General features: G+C 39.8%; 17 protein-coding genes. 8 read left to right on the top strand and 9 right to left on the bottom strand.

The features are described from left to right. The first annotated feature begins 125 nt into the window (after positions 1–125). Positions 126–1,070 carry a ribose-phosphate pyrophosphokinase gene (locus MOB01S_RS10525; protein ID WP_066805058.1) on the top strand — a complete coding sequence of 315 codons (945 nt, stop codon included), beginning with the start codon at positions 126–128 and terminating at the stop codon, positions 1,068–1,070. A gap of 289 nt (positions 1,071–1,359) precedes the next feature. Further along, positions 1,360–2,442, top strand: a complete 1,083-nt coding sequence (locus MOB01S_RS10530; protein ID WP_066805061.1) for a zinc-dependent alcohol dehydrogenase family protein — start codon at positions 1,360–1,362, stop codon at positions 2,440–2,442. Here the strand turns inward: MOB01S_RS10530 and MOB01S_RS12565 are convergent, their stop codons facing one another. Then, positions 2,443–2,592: a hypothetical protein gene (locus MOB01S_RS12565; protein WP_169798146.1), complete on the bottom strand. Its 150-nt coding sequence runs from the start codon at positions 2,590–2,592 to the stop codon at positions 2,443–2,445. Here MOB01S_RS12565 and MOB01S_RS10535 point away from each other — a divergent pair. The 4 genes from MOB01S_RS10535 (at position 2,579) to MOB01S_RS10550 (ending at position 5,739) form a co-directional block, all read left to right on the top strand. Then, on the top strand, positions 2,579–3,823 hold the full coding sequence (locus MOB01S_RS10535; protein WP_169798147.1) for a tetratricopeptide repeat protein: 1,245 nt from the start codon (positions 2,579–2,581) through the stop codon (positions 3,821–3,823). The genes MOB01S_RS12565 and MOB01S_RS10535 overlap by 14 nt on opposite strands. Positions 3,824–4,026: 203 nt before the next feature. Next, the gene (locus tag MOB01S_RS10540; protein ID WP_066805066.1) at positions 4,027–4,977 is read left to right on the top strand and encodes a DNA/RNA non-specific endonuclease; all 951 of its coding nucleotides are present in this window, start codon (positions 4,027–4,029) and stop codon (positions 4,975–4,977) included. Beyond that, positions 4,974–5,222: a hypothetical protein gene (locus MOB01S_RS10545; RefSeq protein ID WP_066805069.1), complete on the top strand. Its 249-nt coding sequence runs from the start codon at positions 4,974–4,976 to the stop codon at positions 5,220–5,222. Before MOB01S_RS10540 ends, MOB01S_RS10545 begins: the two co-directional genes overlap by 4 nt. Positions 5,223–5,376: 154 nt before the next feature. After that, a complete protein-coding gene (locus MOB01S_RS10550; RefSeq protein ID WP_066805072.1) occupies positions 5,377–5,739 on the top strand; it encodes a DUF2147 domain-containing protein in 363 nt (120 codons plus the stop codon). Positions 5,740–5,813: 74 nt separating this feature from the next. Here MOB01S_RS10550 and MOB01S_RS10555 read toward each other — a convergent pair whose 3' ends face one another. From MOB01S_RS10555 to MOB01S_RS10590, 8 genes are all read right to left on the bottom strand, one after another. Continuing rightward, positions 5,814–6,236: a hypothetical protein gene (locus tag MOB01S_RS10555; protein ID WP_066805075.1), complete on the bottom strand. Its 423-nt coding sequence runs from the start codon at positions 6,234–6,236 to the stop codon at positions 5,814–5,816. A gap of 180 nt (positions 6,237–6,416) precedes the next feature. Further along, positions 6,417–7,736 (bottom strand): homoserine dehydrogenase, encoded by a 1,320-nt coding sequence (locus MOB01S_RS10560; RefSeq protein WP_066805078.1) that lies wholly within the window; start codon positions 7,734–7,736, stop codon positions 6,417–6,419. Between the two features lie 220 nt (positions 7,737–7,956). Continuing rightward, positions 7,957–8,787 (bottom strand): DsbC family protein, encoded by an 831-nt coding sequence (locus tag MOB01S_RS10565; RefSeq protein WP_066805080.1) that lies wholly within the window; start codon positions 8,785–8,787, stop codon positions 7,957–7,959. A 410-nt stretch (positions 8,788–9,197) separates the two neighbouring features. Beyond that, positions 9,198–9,656 carry a DIP1984 family protein gene (locus tag MOB01S_RS10570; protein ID WP_066805083.1) on the bottom strand — a complete coding sequence of 153 codons (459 nt, stop codon included), beginning with the start codon at positions 9,654–9,656 and terminating at the stop codon, positions 9,198–9,200. A 335-nt stretch (positions 9,657–9,991) separates the two neighbouring features. Beyond that, on the bottom strand, positions 9,992–10,864 hold the full coding sequence (locus tag MOB01S_RS10575; RefSeq protein ID WP_066805087.1) for a hypothetical protein: 873 nt from the start codon (positions 10,862–10,864) through the stop codon (positions 9,992–9,994). A 44-nt stretch (positions 10,865–10,908) separates the two neighbouring features. Continuing rightward, positions 10,909–11,844 carry a hypothetical protein gene (locus MOB01S_RS10580; protein ID WP_218016094.1) on the bottom strand — a complete coding sequence of 312 codons (936 nt, stop codon included), beginning with the start codon at positions 11,842–11,844 and terminating at the stop codon, positions 10,909–10,911. A 1-nt stretch (position 11,845) separates the two neighbouring features. Continuing rightward, entirely contained in the window at positions 11,846–12,661 is an 816-nt protein-coding gene (locus tag MOB01S_RS10585) for a hypothetical protein (protein WP_066805089.1), read from the bottom strand. After that, positions 12,658–14,172, bottom strand: coding sequence for an RNA ligase (locus MOB01S_RS10590; protein ID WP_066805090.1), 1,515 nt, complete (start codon positions 14,170–14,172; stop codon positions 12,658–12,660). The genes MOB01S_RS10585 and MOB01S_RS10590 overlap by 4 nt, the downstream gene beginning before the upstream one ends. Before the next feature lie 199 nt (positions 14,173–14,371). Between MOB01S_RS10590 and rtcR the strand changes: the two genes are divergently transcribed. Together rtcR and MOB01S_RS10600 are read left to right on the top strand one after the other, a co-directional pair. Beyond that, on the top strand, positions 14,372–15,949 hold the full coding sequence (gene rtcR / locus MOB01S_RS10595; protein ID WP_066805093.1) for an RNA repair transcriptional activator RtcR: 1,578 nt from the start codon (positions 14,372–14,374) through the stop codon (positions 15,947–15,949). Positions 15,950–16,043: 94 nt separating this feature from the next. Beyond that, positions 16,044–16,462: WG repeat-containing protein (locus MOB01S_RS10600; protein ID WP_169798148.1), on the top strand; the 419-nt coding region annotated here is incomplete at its 3' end.

Below are 16,462 nucleotides of genomic sequence, written 5' to 3' on the forward strand. Positions count from 1 at the left end.
AAACCCTCTGCCTTTTGGTGGGGGGTTTTGGTTTGCAAAAAGTTGAGGGCTTTTGAGATTTTTTGTAAAAAAAATGTTAAAATAAGTAAATTAGTCTTTAACCGTCCAAACCATAGGATTTTGTCATGTCTTATATGGCTATTTTTACAGGTAATGCCAACCCTGAACTTGCCCAAACCGTTGCCAATCACCTTCATATTCCTTTGAGTAAATCTGACATCACTCGTTTTTCTGATGGCGAGATTGCTGTTGAAATCAAAGAAAATGTGCGTGGTAAAGATGTTTTTATTATTCAGCCTACTTGTGCCCCTACCAATGACAATCTTATGGAAGTGGTGCTTTTGGCGGATGCCTTACGCCGTTCAAGTGCGGGTCGTGTCACGGCGGTGATTCCTTATTTTGGTTATGCTCGCCAAGACCGCCGTTCTCGTTCTGCTCGTGTGCCAATTTCTGCTCGTGTGGTAGCAGACATGTTGTCTATTGTGGGTATTGACCGTGTCATGGTGGTGGATTTGCACGCTGACCAAATTCAGGGGTTTTTTGACGTGCCTGTGGATAATTTGTATGCTACACCTATTCTTTTGAATGATTTAAAGCAAAAAAATTATGAAAATCTCATGGTTGTTTCACCTGATGTGGGCGGTGTGGTGCGAGCTCGTGCCATGGCAAAATCATTGGGTGATTTGGATTTGGCGATTATTGACAAACGCCGTGCCAAAGCCAACGAATCACAAGTCATGCACATCATTGGCGATGTCAAAGACCGAGATTGCGTGATTGTTGATGATATTGTAGATACAGCAGGTACGTTGTGCAAAGCTGCTCAAGCCCTAAAAGATAGTGGAGCAAGACGTGTGGTGGGTTACATTACACACCCTGTATTGTCAGGTAAAGCGATTGAGACAATTGCTCATTCAGCCCTTGATGAAATTGTGGTTACAGATACCATTCCTTTGAGTGCCGAAGCCAAAGCCTGCCCAAAAATTCGTCAAGTCTCTATCGCTTCCATGCTTGCCGAGAGCCTCAGACGCATCAACAACGAAGAATCTATCAGTGCCATGTTTGATTGAGGATTGTTGTATAAAATCACCCTTTTAAAGGGTGATTTTTTTATTGCTTAAATAAATGTTATAACATAACTTATTAATTTTATTTAGGTTTTTTTACATCTTATTTGTAAATTTATGCTTTACAAGTGGCGTAAAAATTGTTATTGTAACAATATATTTCAGACTTTTAACATTACCCGCCATATTTTAATAAACCTTATTTTTGGGTTTGGTAGGAGGTTTGGTGATGTGTAAAAATCTGATGATTCAACGCCTGTCGGCATGATTTATCAATCAATGAGGAGTTGTTATGACCACCACAATGAAAGCAATGACTTATTATGGCGAAAACGACATTCGTTTTGAAGACCGTCCAAAGCCTGTCATCATTGACCCCACCGATGCGATTATCAAAATGACCAAAACCACCATTTGTGGCACGGATTTGGGCATTTGGAAAGGTAAAAACCCCGAGATTGAAGAAGTTGCTCGTCAAAAAACAGGGCAATGGAACGGTCGTATTCTAGGACACGAAGGCATTGGTATTGTGGAGGAAGTTGGCTCTGCTGTCAAAAATTTCAAAAAAGGCGATAAAGTCATTATCTCGTGCATTAGCCGTTGTGGTTCGTGCGAAAACTGCCAAAAACAATTGTACTCTCATTGCCGTCAAGAGGGTGGCTGGATTATGGGCTATATGATTGATGGCACGCAAGCAGAATATGTGCGTACGCCTTTTGCAGATACTTCACTATATCATTTGCCAGAGGGTCTTAATACCGATGTGGCGGTGTTTTTGTCAGACGCTTTGCCAACTGGACACGAGATTGGCATTCAGTATGGCGATGTCAAACCTGGAGACACCGTTGCTATTGTTGGTGCAGGTCCTGTAGGAATGGGCTGTCTTTTGACTGGACAATTGTATTCTCCTGCAACCATCATTGTGATTGATATGGACGACAACCGCCTAGAAATGGCTCGCCAAATGGGGGCAACTCATACCATCAACCCAAATTCTGAAGATGTCATTGAAAAGGTAATGCAAATTACTGATGGTCGTGGTGTGGATACTGCCATTGAGGCGGTGGGCGTACCAGCAACTTGGGATATTTGCCAAAAAATCGTCAAAGAAGGACAAAACATTGCGGTGGTGGGCGTACACGGTACAAATGTAAACTTTGAGCTAAATAAGCTGTGGATTAAAAACTTAAAAATCACCACAGGGCTTGTCAATGCCAACACCACAGGCATGCTACTAAAAGCGTGCGAATGTAGCAAATTGCCAATGGATAAACTTGCTACCCACCATTTTAAATTTAGTGAAATGGAAAAAGCCTATGATGTCTTTAAGCACGCCTCTGAAAATAAGGCGATGAAAGTTGTGATTGAGTACTAATCACACGAATGCTAATAAAAACCACAAATTTGCAAAAGTTTGTGGTTTTTTTGACGAATGGCGGTTGATTTTGTGGGTGGCTTGATTTAGGATAGAGGCGATTGATTGATAAGCGGTGATGACAGTGGTTAAAATGGTGAAAGTGCTCATTGTGATGGCAAGTATTTGTGGAGGCATGGCGGTGGCGTTGGCGTGGACGTTTACCAAAAGCTGTGATGAGTTGGCAAGATTGGGTTCATCAAAAGCGGTTGGGGTGTGTCAAAAAGAGTTGGCACAAAAGCCAGATGATGACAATTTGCAATTGCATTTGGGTGTGGCGTATGCCAATCAAGGTGATGATGTCAATGCCGTCAAGTGGCTCACCAAATCCGCCAATCAGGGCAACACCACCGCTCAAAACGACCTTGCAATGATGTATGTCAAAGGAGAGGGCGTAACACAAGATTACGCCAAAGCAGTGGCGTGGCTGACTAAGTCCGCCAATCAAGGCGTTGCAGAGGCTCAGTATAATCTTGGGGGTATGTATTATAGTGGGCGAGGCGTAACACAAGATTATGCCCAAGCGGTCGAATGGTATACCAAATCCGCCAATCAAGGGCTGGCAAAGGCTCAATTTAATCTTGGGAGTATGTATGTGAATGGGCAAGGTGTGGCACAAGATTATACCAAAGCCCTAGAATGGTTCACTAAATCCGCCAATCAAGGGTTTGCACAAGCTCAAAATAGTCTTGGATTGATGTATGCTGGTGAGCAAGGTGTAACGCAAGACCATGCCGAAGCCTTTAAATGGTTCACCAAATCTGCCAATCAGGGCAATGCAGAGGCTCAATACGTTCTTGCAGTGATGTATCAAATGGGACAAGGTGTAACGCAAGACCATGCCGAAGCCTTTAAATGGTTCACCAAATCCGCTCATCAAGGGCTGGCAAGAGCTCAGTATGATTTGGGGGGAGTGTATTATTTGGGTTATGGCACAACAAAAGACTACGCCAAAGCCTTTAAATGGTTCACCAAATCTGCCAATCAAGGCGATGCAGAGGCTCAATACAGTCTTGGTGTTATGTACCAACAGGGTCAATTTGTGAAGCAAGATGATGCCAAAGCCTTAGAATGGTTTACTAAGTCCGCCAATCAAGGGCTGGCAAAGGCTCAATTTAATCTTGGGTTTATGTATAATAATGGACAAGGTGTCGAGCAAGACCACGATAAAGCCTTAGCATTGTATGGTGAATCTGCCAATCAAGGGCTTGCAGAGGCTCAACATAATCTTGGAGCAATGTATCATGATGGAAAAGGCATTCCCAAAAACCCCCAAACCGCCAAACAGTGGTTTAATAAAGCCTGCGATAATGGCTACAAAGACGCTTGCCAATACCGCTGATGAATAACAAAAAAGACCCAGATTTGGGTCTTTTTTGTTAATTTATCTCGCCCATTTTACCCCACCAACTTCTCCATCGCCCTTGGCATGCCCAGTTCACCGATGTCCTGTTGCCAAAAAAGCAAAAATCACTTTATGGGGGCGTGTGCGAAATTTTCAGTGCCAAACAGTCAAAATGCGTGGAAATTTGTTATAATAGCCTCATGAAACGATTTATTTTAATGGGGCTTGTGGCGATATTGCCCCTAACGAGTTTTGCCAAAGATGTGTATGTTGGTCAAAATATCAACGCCAATGCCAATACCGCCCAAAATTTAGCGACTTGCTCTCATCATTTTTATGCAGGCAGACCGCCAGAATTTGTTGGCACAAAAGGGTCTAAACTTAGCAAAAATACCTACGAGCTGTGTTTTGATGGTTTTGGGGTGTTGTATTCTGGCATTTCACGCACACCCATTTACTCAGCTGAGTATTTGACCAAAGCCCGTATCCAAGAGGCTAAAACACTCACTCGTGAGGATAGTTTTCGTGAAGAAAGTCGTCTACCTCACAACGTGAGAGCAACCTTAGCCGATTACAAACAATCAGGCTACGATAGGGGGCATCTTGCTCCCAACGGTGATATGGCGACCAAATCTCAACAGTTTGACAGTTTTAGCCTTGCTAATATCGCCCCCCAAAACGGTAATCATAACCGCACACTTTGGCGACACATTGAGACGACCACACGCTATCTGTCTCATAAGCATGGAGAAGCCTACGTTGTTACAGGTGTGTTGTTTCAGGGCAAAAACATCAATGCCATCGGTTCTGGCGTGCTTGTGCCAAGCCATTTTTTTAAGGCGATTTATGTGCCAAGTTTGCACAGAGCTGGCGTATATCTATCACCCAATGTAGAAAATGGCAGTTATGAAGTATTGAGTTTTAGCCAATTTTCAGACAAAACAGGCATCAATCTTATGCCAAATCTCCCTGCGGACATACAAAGTGCCACCTTTGAGTTGCCACGCCCTATGGCAGATGATGGTATCGTTGCTCAAAAACAAGAAAAAAAACCTGCCTCAACCAATGACACGACCACTGATGATGAAGCGAGTGGTTGGGTAGTGTTGATTGTTGCAGTTTTAAAATTTTTTGTAGGATTATTTAAATGAATATTTTTGATAATGATAGTGAAGTTTTGCAAATTGGTGCTTTAACCATTGAAAATCAAACAGACTGTGTGGTAATCTCTGGTGATGTTGAGATTAACCAAGATCAGGTTGGCAAAGAGCAAGCCCAAGCTCTGTATGATTTTGCCAAAGCCTTGCTGGATAAATTTGGTCATTTGGGTGAGCTGCCAGAATGTATTGAAAAGCCTGTCAAAGCCAGCACCCAAGTTACCAATCCTTTTGAATGATTGATGTTGTAGCAATATCATTAAAAAAAGACCTACAAAACGGCTATTTTCTTACACGGTAAATATTTGCATTTTGATGAGTTGTTGATTATAATTTGTTTACGCTTGTTTTTGTGAACGAGTTTTTTCTATCTTAATCATTTTGAGAATACTTATGAAATTATTGAAAATTGCCATGTTAGGCACACTTGCTCTATCTGCCACTGTTTTTGCCAATAACGATGCGATTGTTGGTAAGTGGAAAATGAGCGAAAAGGGTGAGGCAAAAGCCATTATCCAAATCAGCAAATCAGGCGATGGCTATCAAGCAGTTATGGTTCAAGGTTTGACAGAAAAAGCCAAAAAGCGTGAAGGTGCTACCGTTATCAGCAACATCAAAGCACAAGGTGATGGCAAATACGCAGGCAAGGGCAAACACCCAACCCTACCTATTTCTGGTACTGCCAACATCACCCTAAACGGCAACAAAATCACCATCAGTAGCCGTGCAGGTACACAAACTGGCGTAAGACAATAACCAAAAACACCCCAATGTGATTTGGGGTGTTTTTATATAAAAATCCCCAAACAAGCGTGTTTGGGGATTTTTGATTAGTTGGTTTTGGTGTCGGCAGGTGCTTCTGCGGTCGCTTCGCCTTCGGATTTGGTTTCGGCAGTCGCTTCGCCTTCGGCAGGCTTGGTATCTTCTGCTTTGGCTTCGGCTGTATCAGCAGGTTTGCTTTCATCAGCAGATTTGTTTTCGGTTGCTGTCTCTGCTTGCTCTTGCGTTGCGGTTGCTTCGGTGTTGTCAGTGTTTTGGGGGTTGGTGTTGGCACCTTTTGCACCACCCACACCACCCATGGTGGGTTTGCCATGATCATCAAAAGTGATGGCTTCGGCTTTTGGGGCTTTTTCTTTGGCGGCGGCTTCGGCTCCAGCGACAGCGTCTACTGCTTTGACGTGTGCATGGTCACCACCACAGGCAGATAAAAGGGCGGTTGTGGCAATGCTGGCTAATAACAATTTGGCGTTCATGATTGCTCCAATGGAAAAATAAAAAATAAGTTACCAATCACGGTCATTGGACGGCTAAGTACAAAATACCACAAAAGGCATGGGGTTATCCATAGCCTTATATTATGCCACAATTTGCCAAACATTAGCAATCACCAACAAAAAATCGGACGAGTGTCCGATTTTTCTTTGTCAAATCGCTTATTCGTCCAAACTTTCTAGGCGAATGCGTACCACAGGTTCGGTTACGGCATTAAGAGCTTCAATTTCTTTGATGGCTTTGTTCATTTGCTTTTCTAGGACTGGCAAGGTCAAAATGATGATGGGTACTAGCCCTGATTTGTGAGCGTCTCGTTGCATGATGGCGTCAATGTTAATGCCATTGTCGCTAAGAATGCGTGTGGTGTCTGCCAGTACGCCCAGCTCATCTTTGACCGTCAAACGCAAATAATAACCACAGGTCATCTCATCACTTGGCAGTACACGAGTGTCGGAGAGTTCCTCTGGGATAAAGGCAAGATGTGGTACGTCTGCCAGTGTATCATCATCGGTTCTTGCTCCTGCTTCAATGACGTAAATCAAGTCCATCACGTCCGCCATGACCGCTGATGCTGTTGCACCAGCTCCTGCTCCATCGCCATAGTAGAGCGACTGCCCTAATGGGTGAGCGTCCACCATGACGGCATTTTTTACACCATTGACATTGGCAAGTAGGGTGCTGTTTGGGATAAGTGTGGGGTGAACACGAAGCTCAAAACCATGATCACGGCGAAACGCAAACCCCAAATGTTTGATGGTGTAACCCAGCTCTTTGGCATAGACCACATCTTGAAGGCTGATTTTGGTGATGCCTTCACAATATACTTTATCAAATTGTAATGGAATGCCAAAAGCAATAGAAGCAAGCAGTGATAGTTTATGTCCTGCATCAATGCCTTCCACGTCAAAAGTAGGGTCAGCTTCGGCATAGCCTAAGGCTTGGGCTTCGGCAAGCACATCACCAAATTTGCGGTTTTTTTGTTGCATTTCGGTCAAGATAAAGTTGCCTGTGCCATTGATGATGCCTGCCACCCAGTCAATTTTGTTGGCGGCTAGGGCTTCACGAATGATTTTGATGATAGGAATGCCACCTGCGACCGCTGCTTCATAGCGTACCTGTACACCGTGTTTATCTGCCAGAGCAAAAATTTCATTACCGTGCTTGGCAAGCAAGGCTTTGTTGGCAGTAACAACGTGTTTTTTGTGTTTTATGGCATGGATAATGACTTCTTTGGCGACATCTGTACCACCAATCACCTCAATAACAATATCTACATCATCAGCTGCCGCAATCGCCATAAGGTCGGCACTTTGTTTAATGGTGGGGTCAATGTCCGTGCGGTGTCTTCTTGTGCCAACATGCGTGATGTTAAGCTGATAACCGCTACGGCGAGTGAGTTCTTGGACGTTGTCTTTGAGTAGGTTTACCACACCTGTGCCAACAGTGCCTAATCCTAGTACAGCAAGATTGATAGATTTCATAACATTTCTCTATAAATACGAATAAATATGGCAGGGAAATGCTGTCTAACTTATCATAAATTATTGTCTTATGCTAGGGGGTGAGAAAAATTTTTATGATTTTAAGGTATAAAAATACCCCCTAACCAAAAGATAAGGGGTAAATTGTTTGGGTGATTTTTTAAATTTCTTGCAAAAATTGGTTTTTTAATTTTAGGTTTTACAGGAAATCTAGACATACTTATTTGTTGCTCATGGCTACTTTCACAAGTTCGTCGGCGGGCAAATAGCCACCGATTTGCATACCATTTTCAGCAAATACTGCAGGTGTACCAGATACACCCAGACTATGCCCAATCATCATGTGTTTTTCCACAGGGTTATCACAAGCAGGGGCAGTAATATGTTCGCCTTTTTTGGCACGAGTGATGGCATCACGGCGGTCAGCACTACACCATACAGCTTCGGATAAAGCACGCAGTTGTTCGCCACGAGGCCATGCCAAATAGCGAACTTCTATGCCCTGACTGTTAATTTGGTCAATTTCACTATGAAGTTTTTGGCAATAATGACAAGTAGGGTCGCTAAATACATAGATGTGCGACTTGGCTTCACCTTTGGCAGGGAAAATAATCATTTCTGATTTGTCTACAGCCGATAGGGTGGTTTTTGCCCCTACTGACTGCATTTTTGCTCCGATGTTGATGGGGGTGTTGCCACCGACTTGGACGATGTCGCCTTGAAACAGATATTGACCCGTTTTGTCCACAAAGACAGGTTGAGCCTTGTCCAATGTCGCCCAATACATCTGTGGTACATCGGTTGGCACGACAGAGGTTACATGCACATCCACGCCAGATTTGTTTAGGTTGTCTTGTAGAGCTTTAGCGATGTCTGCTTGGTGGTTGGGGTTACTACTCTCGGCAGGGTGGTTGTCAAGTGATTTGGTGGTTTCGGCTGGGGTGGATTTGGGGGTGGTATCGGTAGATTTGGCGTTACTGTCTTGGTTGCAACCTGTCAAAACGGCAGATAATACACTGATAAAAAGAGTGGTTTTAATAAGATGTTTCATAATAACTCAAAAAAGAATAAAAAACGTCTCATTATGCCAAAAAAGCATATTAACCGCCAGTTGCTGTAACCAAATTATTACAAAAAAGCAAAGTAACGCAAAACTAAGAGATGATGTTAAAACCAAAAACCCCATTTAAAAATAAGGGTATTTATTAATATAAAAACAAAACACACAGTCAATATGTGGTAATAAAAAGTACAGTTCTAAACTTGTATTCCTACAACTGTTAATGAGTGCCGTGTACTGGGCGTAAGGTGTAAAAAGCCCTGTTATTGCCCACCATAACGAAGCCTGTTCCCGATATGTTTGCCATCTCTCGGAGGACAGGAAACCAAAGACAAAAAGTCTAACGAGATGTCATATTCGCCCTGTGTGTTTCAAAACAGATTATAACTGATTTAAAATCATTATTCAACCAATTCAATCTGCCAATTTGCTGATTGAATGGCGATATTACTGTGGCGTAATTTAATGGCAATATCATCGGCTTGTTTTTGTAAGGCTTTGACATTGATTTGTTTTTGCCATTTGATTTCACGATAGCTATAACGGTCACTTTCTGTCTTGCTACTTTCAATGGCAGATAATAATAATTTGTGCCGTTCTACCAGTTCATCTCGTTCATTTAAAACCGACAATAAGGATTTGCCATTTTCCAATATGGCACTGCTATTGGTTTTATGTATTTTTTCAATTAAGACATATAATTCGCCAATAATCTGATTGGCAGTTATCAATAATTCGTCTGGTAATTCATCAGGGTCATCGCCTTCTTGTACTTTGACATTTTCAGCAAGGCGAGATTTTAAACTGGCTAATTTCTTTTGTAAATCAGCACGCAATAATAAGGCTTCGGCAAGTTTCATTTTACATCCTAATTATTAAATCAATAAGTAAAGTAGCACAAAGCACGCAGACCAAGCCAAAATCAAAAGCAAAGCCCCCTATTTTTGCAAAGTCAAAGTCAAAGATAAAGTCTTAACATTTTTCCAATTTTTTCAAAATTGGCAAACATTAAGGATAAAAATAGGGCGAATTAAACCAAGTATCTAATTTGGTATGGAGACATAGCGGACGCAGTTCAGCACTTTCCGCCCCTTCGTCTATTAAATCTTGCCTTGTGCTACTTTGGGTTTTGGGTATGGATAAATTTATAGGTCAAATTTAACCAATCCCAAAATTTTTAAATCAGTTTTTAGTTTTATACCTTTTTTAAAAGTTCATCAATCATTTCTTTAAATTCATTGGGAATGATGATTTTAAAACTGGCAATTTCTGCTTTAACGGCGGTTAAGCTTTCCGTTTTTGCTTTTACCCGTTCATTTAAAATAGCGTTTCGTTCATTTTGAAGTTTATTTAATTCTTCTTCATAACGCACTTTGGCACCGTTTTCAAAATCACGAAATTTGGCTTTATAAAAATTGACCGTATTTTCATAGTCTCGATGTTCTGCCAAAAGATAATTTTGCGTTTGTTGCAATTCATCAAGCTCATATAAAGGCGTATGATGAATTTTAAATACTTGCTCGCCCACTTCTTTAAAGCTAATGCGTTCTTGTTTGGTCAGTTTATGGCGAATGTCATCAAAATTATGAATAAATTTACCAATATGTGATGCTTTTGCTTCGGCAGTTTTATAGGCAATGACATCAGCTAGTGGCAAGGTTAATAAAAAATCGTCCATATCCACACGGCGGATTTTTTCTAATTCTACCATATCAATTCGCTCCAAAAGTTCGTCCTCTTGCTGGCGGACTTTACGGATTTTATCATTGATGATATTAAGACGATTTTCTTTTTCTTTAATGGCGGTACGCAAAAAGGCAGAAATGGCGTATAATTCCCCAATGAGTTTTAATTTTTTATCAATATTTTCTACTTTTTTAAAGCCGTCCAATGCCTCACCATCTAGGCTAGAAGTGTGTGTCTCCAAACCATTGATTTCATCTTGAATTGGCTTTAATTTTTCTTTAATTCGTTCGCAAATATAGTTTGCTTCTGACGAAGTAACCCCAGAGACATTAAAATAAGGGTTTTTGGTTAACAGGGTGTGGATTAGGTCTTGTTCTTTCATATAAACTCCAATTTTTTTTTAAATATCATATACCAAATAAAATCTTAAAGCAAGCCATTTATCTTTAAAAGTTCCTGCTTAATCAGCTCTTTATTGGTTGTTATATCAGCATTTAATACAATCTCATCATCACTGCCAAAATGAGACACATTGGGCAAGTCTTGCAAAAATTCATCAATATCATCAAGTGTCAAAAGTTTGCCGTGCAAATCAAAACCAACATTTAAAATCTTGCCTTTGACCTTTGCCATACGGTCGTGAATATGCCCGTGCAAATGATAATAACCCTTATGACAACCGTCCCATTCATCTATCGGATAATGAAATAAAATCAGCGTGCGTTTTAATTCACGCAAATTTAATTTTAAATAATGGTGGATAGAGGATAATAAAGGATTACCATCATTTTTGATTTGCTTTAATAACCGCTCTTGATTTTGGGCGATAAGGTTATCGTGATTGCCCAAAATCAGATGATGTTTGCCATTTAACTCTTTTAATACTGCCTCAATCTCTTTTAGATTGTGGCTAAATGACACATCGCCCAGATTATAGACAATATCATCGGGTTTAACAGTCTCATTCCATAAGCCAATCAGCTCATCATTCATTTTTTCCACGCTCTCAAAGGGTGTGCGAAAGGCGGGACAAAACTTGGCGATATTTTTATGGCTAAAATGTAGGTCGGAAGTAAAATAAATCATTGGTTTTTCCTTTAAAAAAGTTAAATTATCAGGTAATTCATCGTGTGTTATTGGATTAAAATAAAAAATTTCTTGCCAACCTTTATCATCAATATCATCTTGCCAAGATGATAATGCCTCATCAAGATTATTATAATAGGCATCATAACTGCCGTATTTTGCATTGATATTAGCATATTGATAAACAAAAGTGCCGTCTTTTTTATCGTGAACCAGTATTTTTTTGGTTGATGAATTGGGTTTTAATATCGCAAAAAATTTTCTTTCTTGATACATTTTATCTCCAATTGACACCTGTTAAAGCATCAAAAACACAACTAATATAATCATTTCTTTTTGCATATTCATATTTAGCATAAAACCTATCAATATCATCATTGCTTAAATTAACAATACAATCAGTAAAATGCTGTTTATGTTTTGGGTTATCCAGCCAATGTGTCATTATTGACTTAAATTCTGGATAATCCTGTGCAAATGCCATATTGATTTGATAGTCAATGGGATGTGGATAATAATTTTCCCAATAATCATAGGCAGTATCAAATATATAATTGATTGTAGATTGTGGTGTTTTTAGCGTTGCCCAATACTCTAAAAATGGCTGAATGTCAGCACCACCAATATAAAACATTAACAAGCAACTAAATACATCGTCTTGTTGCCATTTTAAACGCTCATAAGGATAAATATTGACTAAGGCTTTTAGATATTCATAGCAAAATTTATTCCACAGAGCCATTTCTTGTATGCTAAAACTGCCTTTTGGGCAATTTCCCACACGCTGAAAATAAATTTCAGTAGAATGGTGTAAATTTTCACCTTCGGTAAATAATTCCACCATTCTAGGCAAAAAATATTTTAATTCATCAGGTCTTTCTATGGTGTCTTTGGCAGTATCATTGTAATTATACAAATGATTACAAGTTAATTCACGAAGTGGCAATGTTCGCATTTGTACTTCAAGTGTTTCGTCCATACATACACCACAAGTACAGACATTTAAAAATCCATTTGGTTTTGGATAAGTAAATACTTGATAAAATTCATCAATAATATCTTTAAAATCATTAAATTCATCTGATTGTTTCATAATCTCCCCAAAAACTCTTGAATAAAAGCAATTTTATCCAGTTCTGATAAGCCATTAAATATCTCTTGATTGTCTTTAATATAATCAATCAAAGGATAATATTCCTCATCAACTTTGGCTTTATTACTAAGTTTGCTTGCGATATTTTTTTCATTACTTCTACCCAAAAATTTAGAAATCAGATAATAAGGCGATTTAAGTTTAAAAAGCATTTCTTTGCTTTGACTGTCAAAGACCATAAAGCCTTCGTGTTCTACTGTTTTTAATAACCCCTTTAATTCGCCAAAGGGTATGGATTTAATGATTGGTGGGCGTGTGATTTTTATGCTCGTATTTAATTTTTCTTGCTCAGCATTAAATGTATTGGCAATGGCGTTAATCTCATCTTCATCAAATTGTCGCCCTGTTGCCACATCAATAATCCCAATCAAAGTTTCGCCAAAGAGTTCTTTGATGATATGCACATCTTTTTCATCGGTAACCTCAAATAAAAAAGTATGGTTCGGATATTGCTTAAAAAGTGGTTCATACTTTTGGCAATGGTTTTCATTCATTTTGGCAAAATCGCTATCTAATGACCCTGTGGTAGAATACAACACCTTTTTATTAAAACTGGCTTGGTAACTTGGGTGATTTTCATCTAATTCTACATAAGTACATACCCCCAAAAAGCCATTGACTTTTAATACCGCATCGACTAAATGATTATCATCTATCGCAATCGGATATTTAGAATTTTTGGCAATTCGTTCGCTATAATTAAATACCTTTTTAAAAGGGCGTACAATGATGTTGTGATATTCATCAATCACTGTACCACGCATTTCAAGTAAGGCGTTATCAAAGCGATTATTAAAAAATATGTCTCTTTTGTATTTTAAAACAAACAGCTCTGGATAAGTTTTGGATTGCTTAATGGTAAAATTGCGTCTGCCGTATTGTAAATAGTCATCACTGATATAGCTTTGATGATTTTCATCAAAGGGCAATTCTTTTTTATCAAACTTGGTCATTTGTTCAATCTCTGATTTAATATCATCACTCATTGGGCAAATCGGCTCAATATGAATTTCATCTCTAAGTTTATTGTTATTAAGTTTAAGATAAGCCGATAATACATCTGCTTTTTTGACATTATGGGTATTGTCAAAAAAGTTATGCAAGCGATAAATTTTGGTATCCAAGCCATATTTTCTGGCGGTTTGTAAAAGTTTGATACACGCCCCTGATTTTTGATTGGTGTTGGAATTGATAATCAACATATCCAAAGCGGGGTTTTCTTTGGCTTTTTTAAAGGCGGTTTTCATCATCTCATCATTTATTTTGATTGCCTGTTCCACACGCTCAGGAGACCAATGATAAATACCATTTTCATCGGTTAATAATAGGTCGTTTTCAATATGAACAATCTCGCCACTTGGATAGTCTTTTTTAAATTCAGCGATTTTGGCTTGGGCAAAAGTGGATTTACCAGAGCCTTGATGACCACGAATTAAGATAAATTGTTGCATTGGTTTTCCTTTTTTGATTTGCTTGCTTTTTATTATCCAAATCTTATGCCAACTTGGGCAATTTTGGGGAAAATTGTTTTTAAGTTATTGATTTTTAATGGATTAAATTTTTAAAACTTACAAAAATTGGTGGTGGGCTTGTGGGAATTTTTAATAAAATATATAATATAAGATATTTTTATAGATTTAAAAATATCATATGAAAAAAGTCCTAATCAGCTTTCTTGGTACGGTCTTAGATGATGGATTTAGCCAAAGACGGCATCATAAATGGCGACCCAATGTCAATGTCCATAAGGTGATGGCGTTTGAGCGGGTGGAGCTGTTTATCGCCCCAAAATATGAACGCCTTGCCCTACAAGTGGTGGACGACATCAAAGCCATCAATCCTAATGTAGAGATAAACTTGGTGCAAATGCCCCTTAATAACCCTTGGGATTTTGGCGAAGTCTATGAAAAATTGGCAGAATGGGCTGATAGCTATCCCTTTGATATTGAACAAGAAACCTATCTAACGCACATCACCACAGGCACACATGTTGCCCAGATTTGTCTGTTTTTATTGGTAGAGTCTCGGCAAATCCCAAGTTTGATTTTACAAACCGCCCCACCCAAAGGCGACAAGCCAGATTGCGGTGTGGAGGTCATTGACCTTGATTTGGCTCGTTATGACGCACTGGCAAGCCGTCTTGATAGGGTCAAAAATGATGCCCTTAAATTTTTGAAAAACGACATTGAAACCAAAAATACCGCCTTTAACGCAATGATTGGGCAGATTGAGGCGGTTGCCATTGGGAGCAATACGCCCATACTGCTCACAGGGGCGACAGGGGCAGGCAAATCACGGCTGGCACGGCGGATTTATGACTTAAAAAAAGCACGGCACTTGATTAGCGGTCAATTTGTGGCGGTAAACTGTGCCACCTTGCGGGGCGATACCGCTTATTCGGCTCTGTTTGGGCATAAAAAAGGGGCGTTTACAGGGGCGATGACGGCAAGGGACGGCTATCTTTTGACTGCTCATAAGGGCGTGCTGTTTTTGGACGAGATTGGCGAGCTTGGACTGGACGAACAGGCAATGCTTTTGACTGCTTTGGAGGACAAAGTCTTTTATCCGATGGGGTCGGATACGCCCGTTAAAAGCGATTTTTGGCTGATTGCAGGGACAAACAAGGATTTAAAGGCGTGTGTCAAAGCAGGGTCGTTTCGTGAGGATTTGTACGCGCGTATTAACATTTGGCAGTACACTTTGCCGCCTTTGGCGGACAGGCGTGAGGACATTGCCCCAAACATACAGTATCAGCTTGTGGCGGTCGGGCAAGAGCTTGGTCGCACGGTGCGGTTTGATAAGGGGGCATATCATCGTTATCTGGACTTTGCGATGAGTGGGCAGGCCAAATGGCAAGGCAATTTTCGGGATTTGTCGGCAAGTATTTTACGCCTAGCAACTTTGGCAAATAATGGGCGAATTGGTATGGAGCTGGTGGCTGATGAAATCCAAAGATTAAATGATTTATGGGCGGATGATGATAAAAAGGTTTATAAAATCCATAATAAACTCATAGATAAAATCAATGCCCAAAACCTAGATGAATTTGATAAAATGCAACTGCTTAATGTCATTGAATTTTGTGCTAATTATGACACGCTGGCAAGTGCAGGCAGGGCGTTATTTAATCAGTCAAGATTGGATAAAAAGGTCAGTAATGATAGTGATAGATTAAGAAAGTATTTGGGGAGGTTTGGGATTAGTTGGGGGGAGATAAAGGCAAAATAATATACACACTATTTCTTTAAGTTATATACTTGTTTTTGCTAAAATATGTTTGTAAAATAAGGTTGTATCATATCCACTCAACACGGAGATTTTTATGAAAAAGTTGCTAAAACCGCAGGTAACGGGATATACTTCTGTGGATCGTCTTAAAGACGGCTTGGCAAAAGTAGAACAAAACGGCAAATTTGGGTTTATTGATAACACAGGCAAAGTAGTTATTCTCATTCAATATGATGATATTGGGAGTTTTTCAAAGGGCTTGGCACAAGTACAACAAAACGGCAAATACGGTTTTATTGACAAGACAGGTAAAGTGGTTATCCCTGTTCAATATGATAATGCTTGGAGCTTTTCAGAAGGCTTGGCAAAAGTAGCACAAAACGGCAAATGTGGGTTTATTGATAAAACAGGTAAAGTGGTTACCCCTGTTCAATATGATTATATTGGGTATTTTTCAGAGGGCTTGGCACAAGTAAAACAAAATGGCAAATGGGGTTTTGTTGATAAAACAGG

It is taken from the genome of Moraxella oblonga NBRC 102422, from assembly GCF_001598275.1.
GTDB lineage: Bacteria > Pseudomonadota > Gammaproteobacteria > Pseudomonadales > Moraxellaceae > Moraxella > Moraxella oblonga.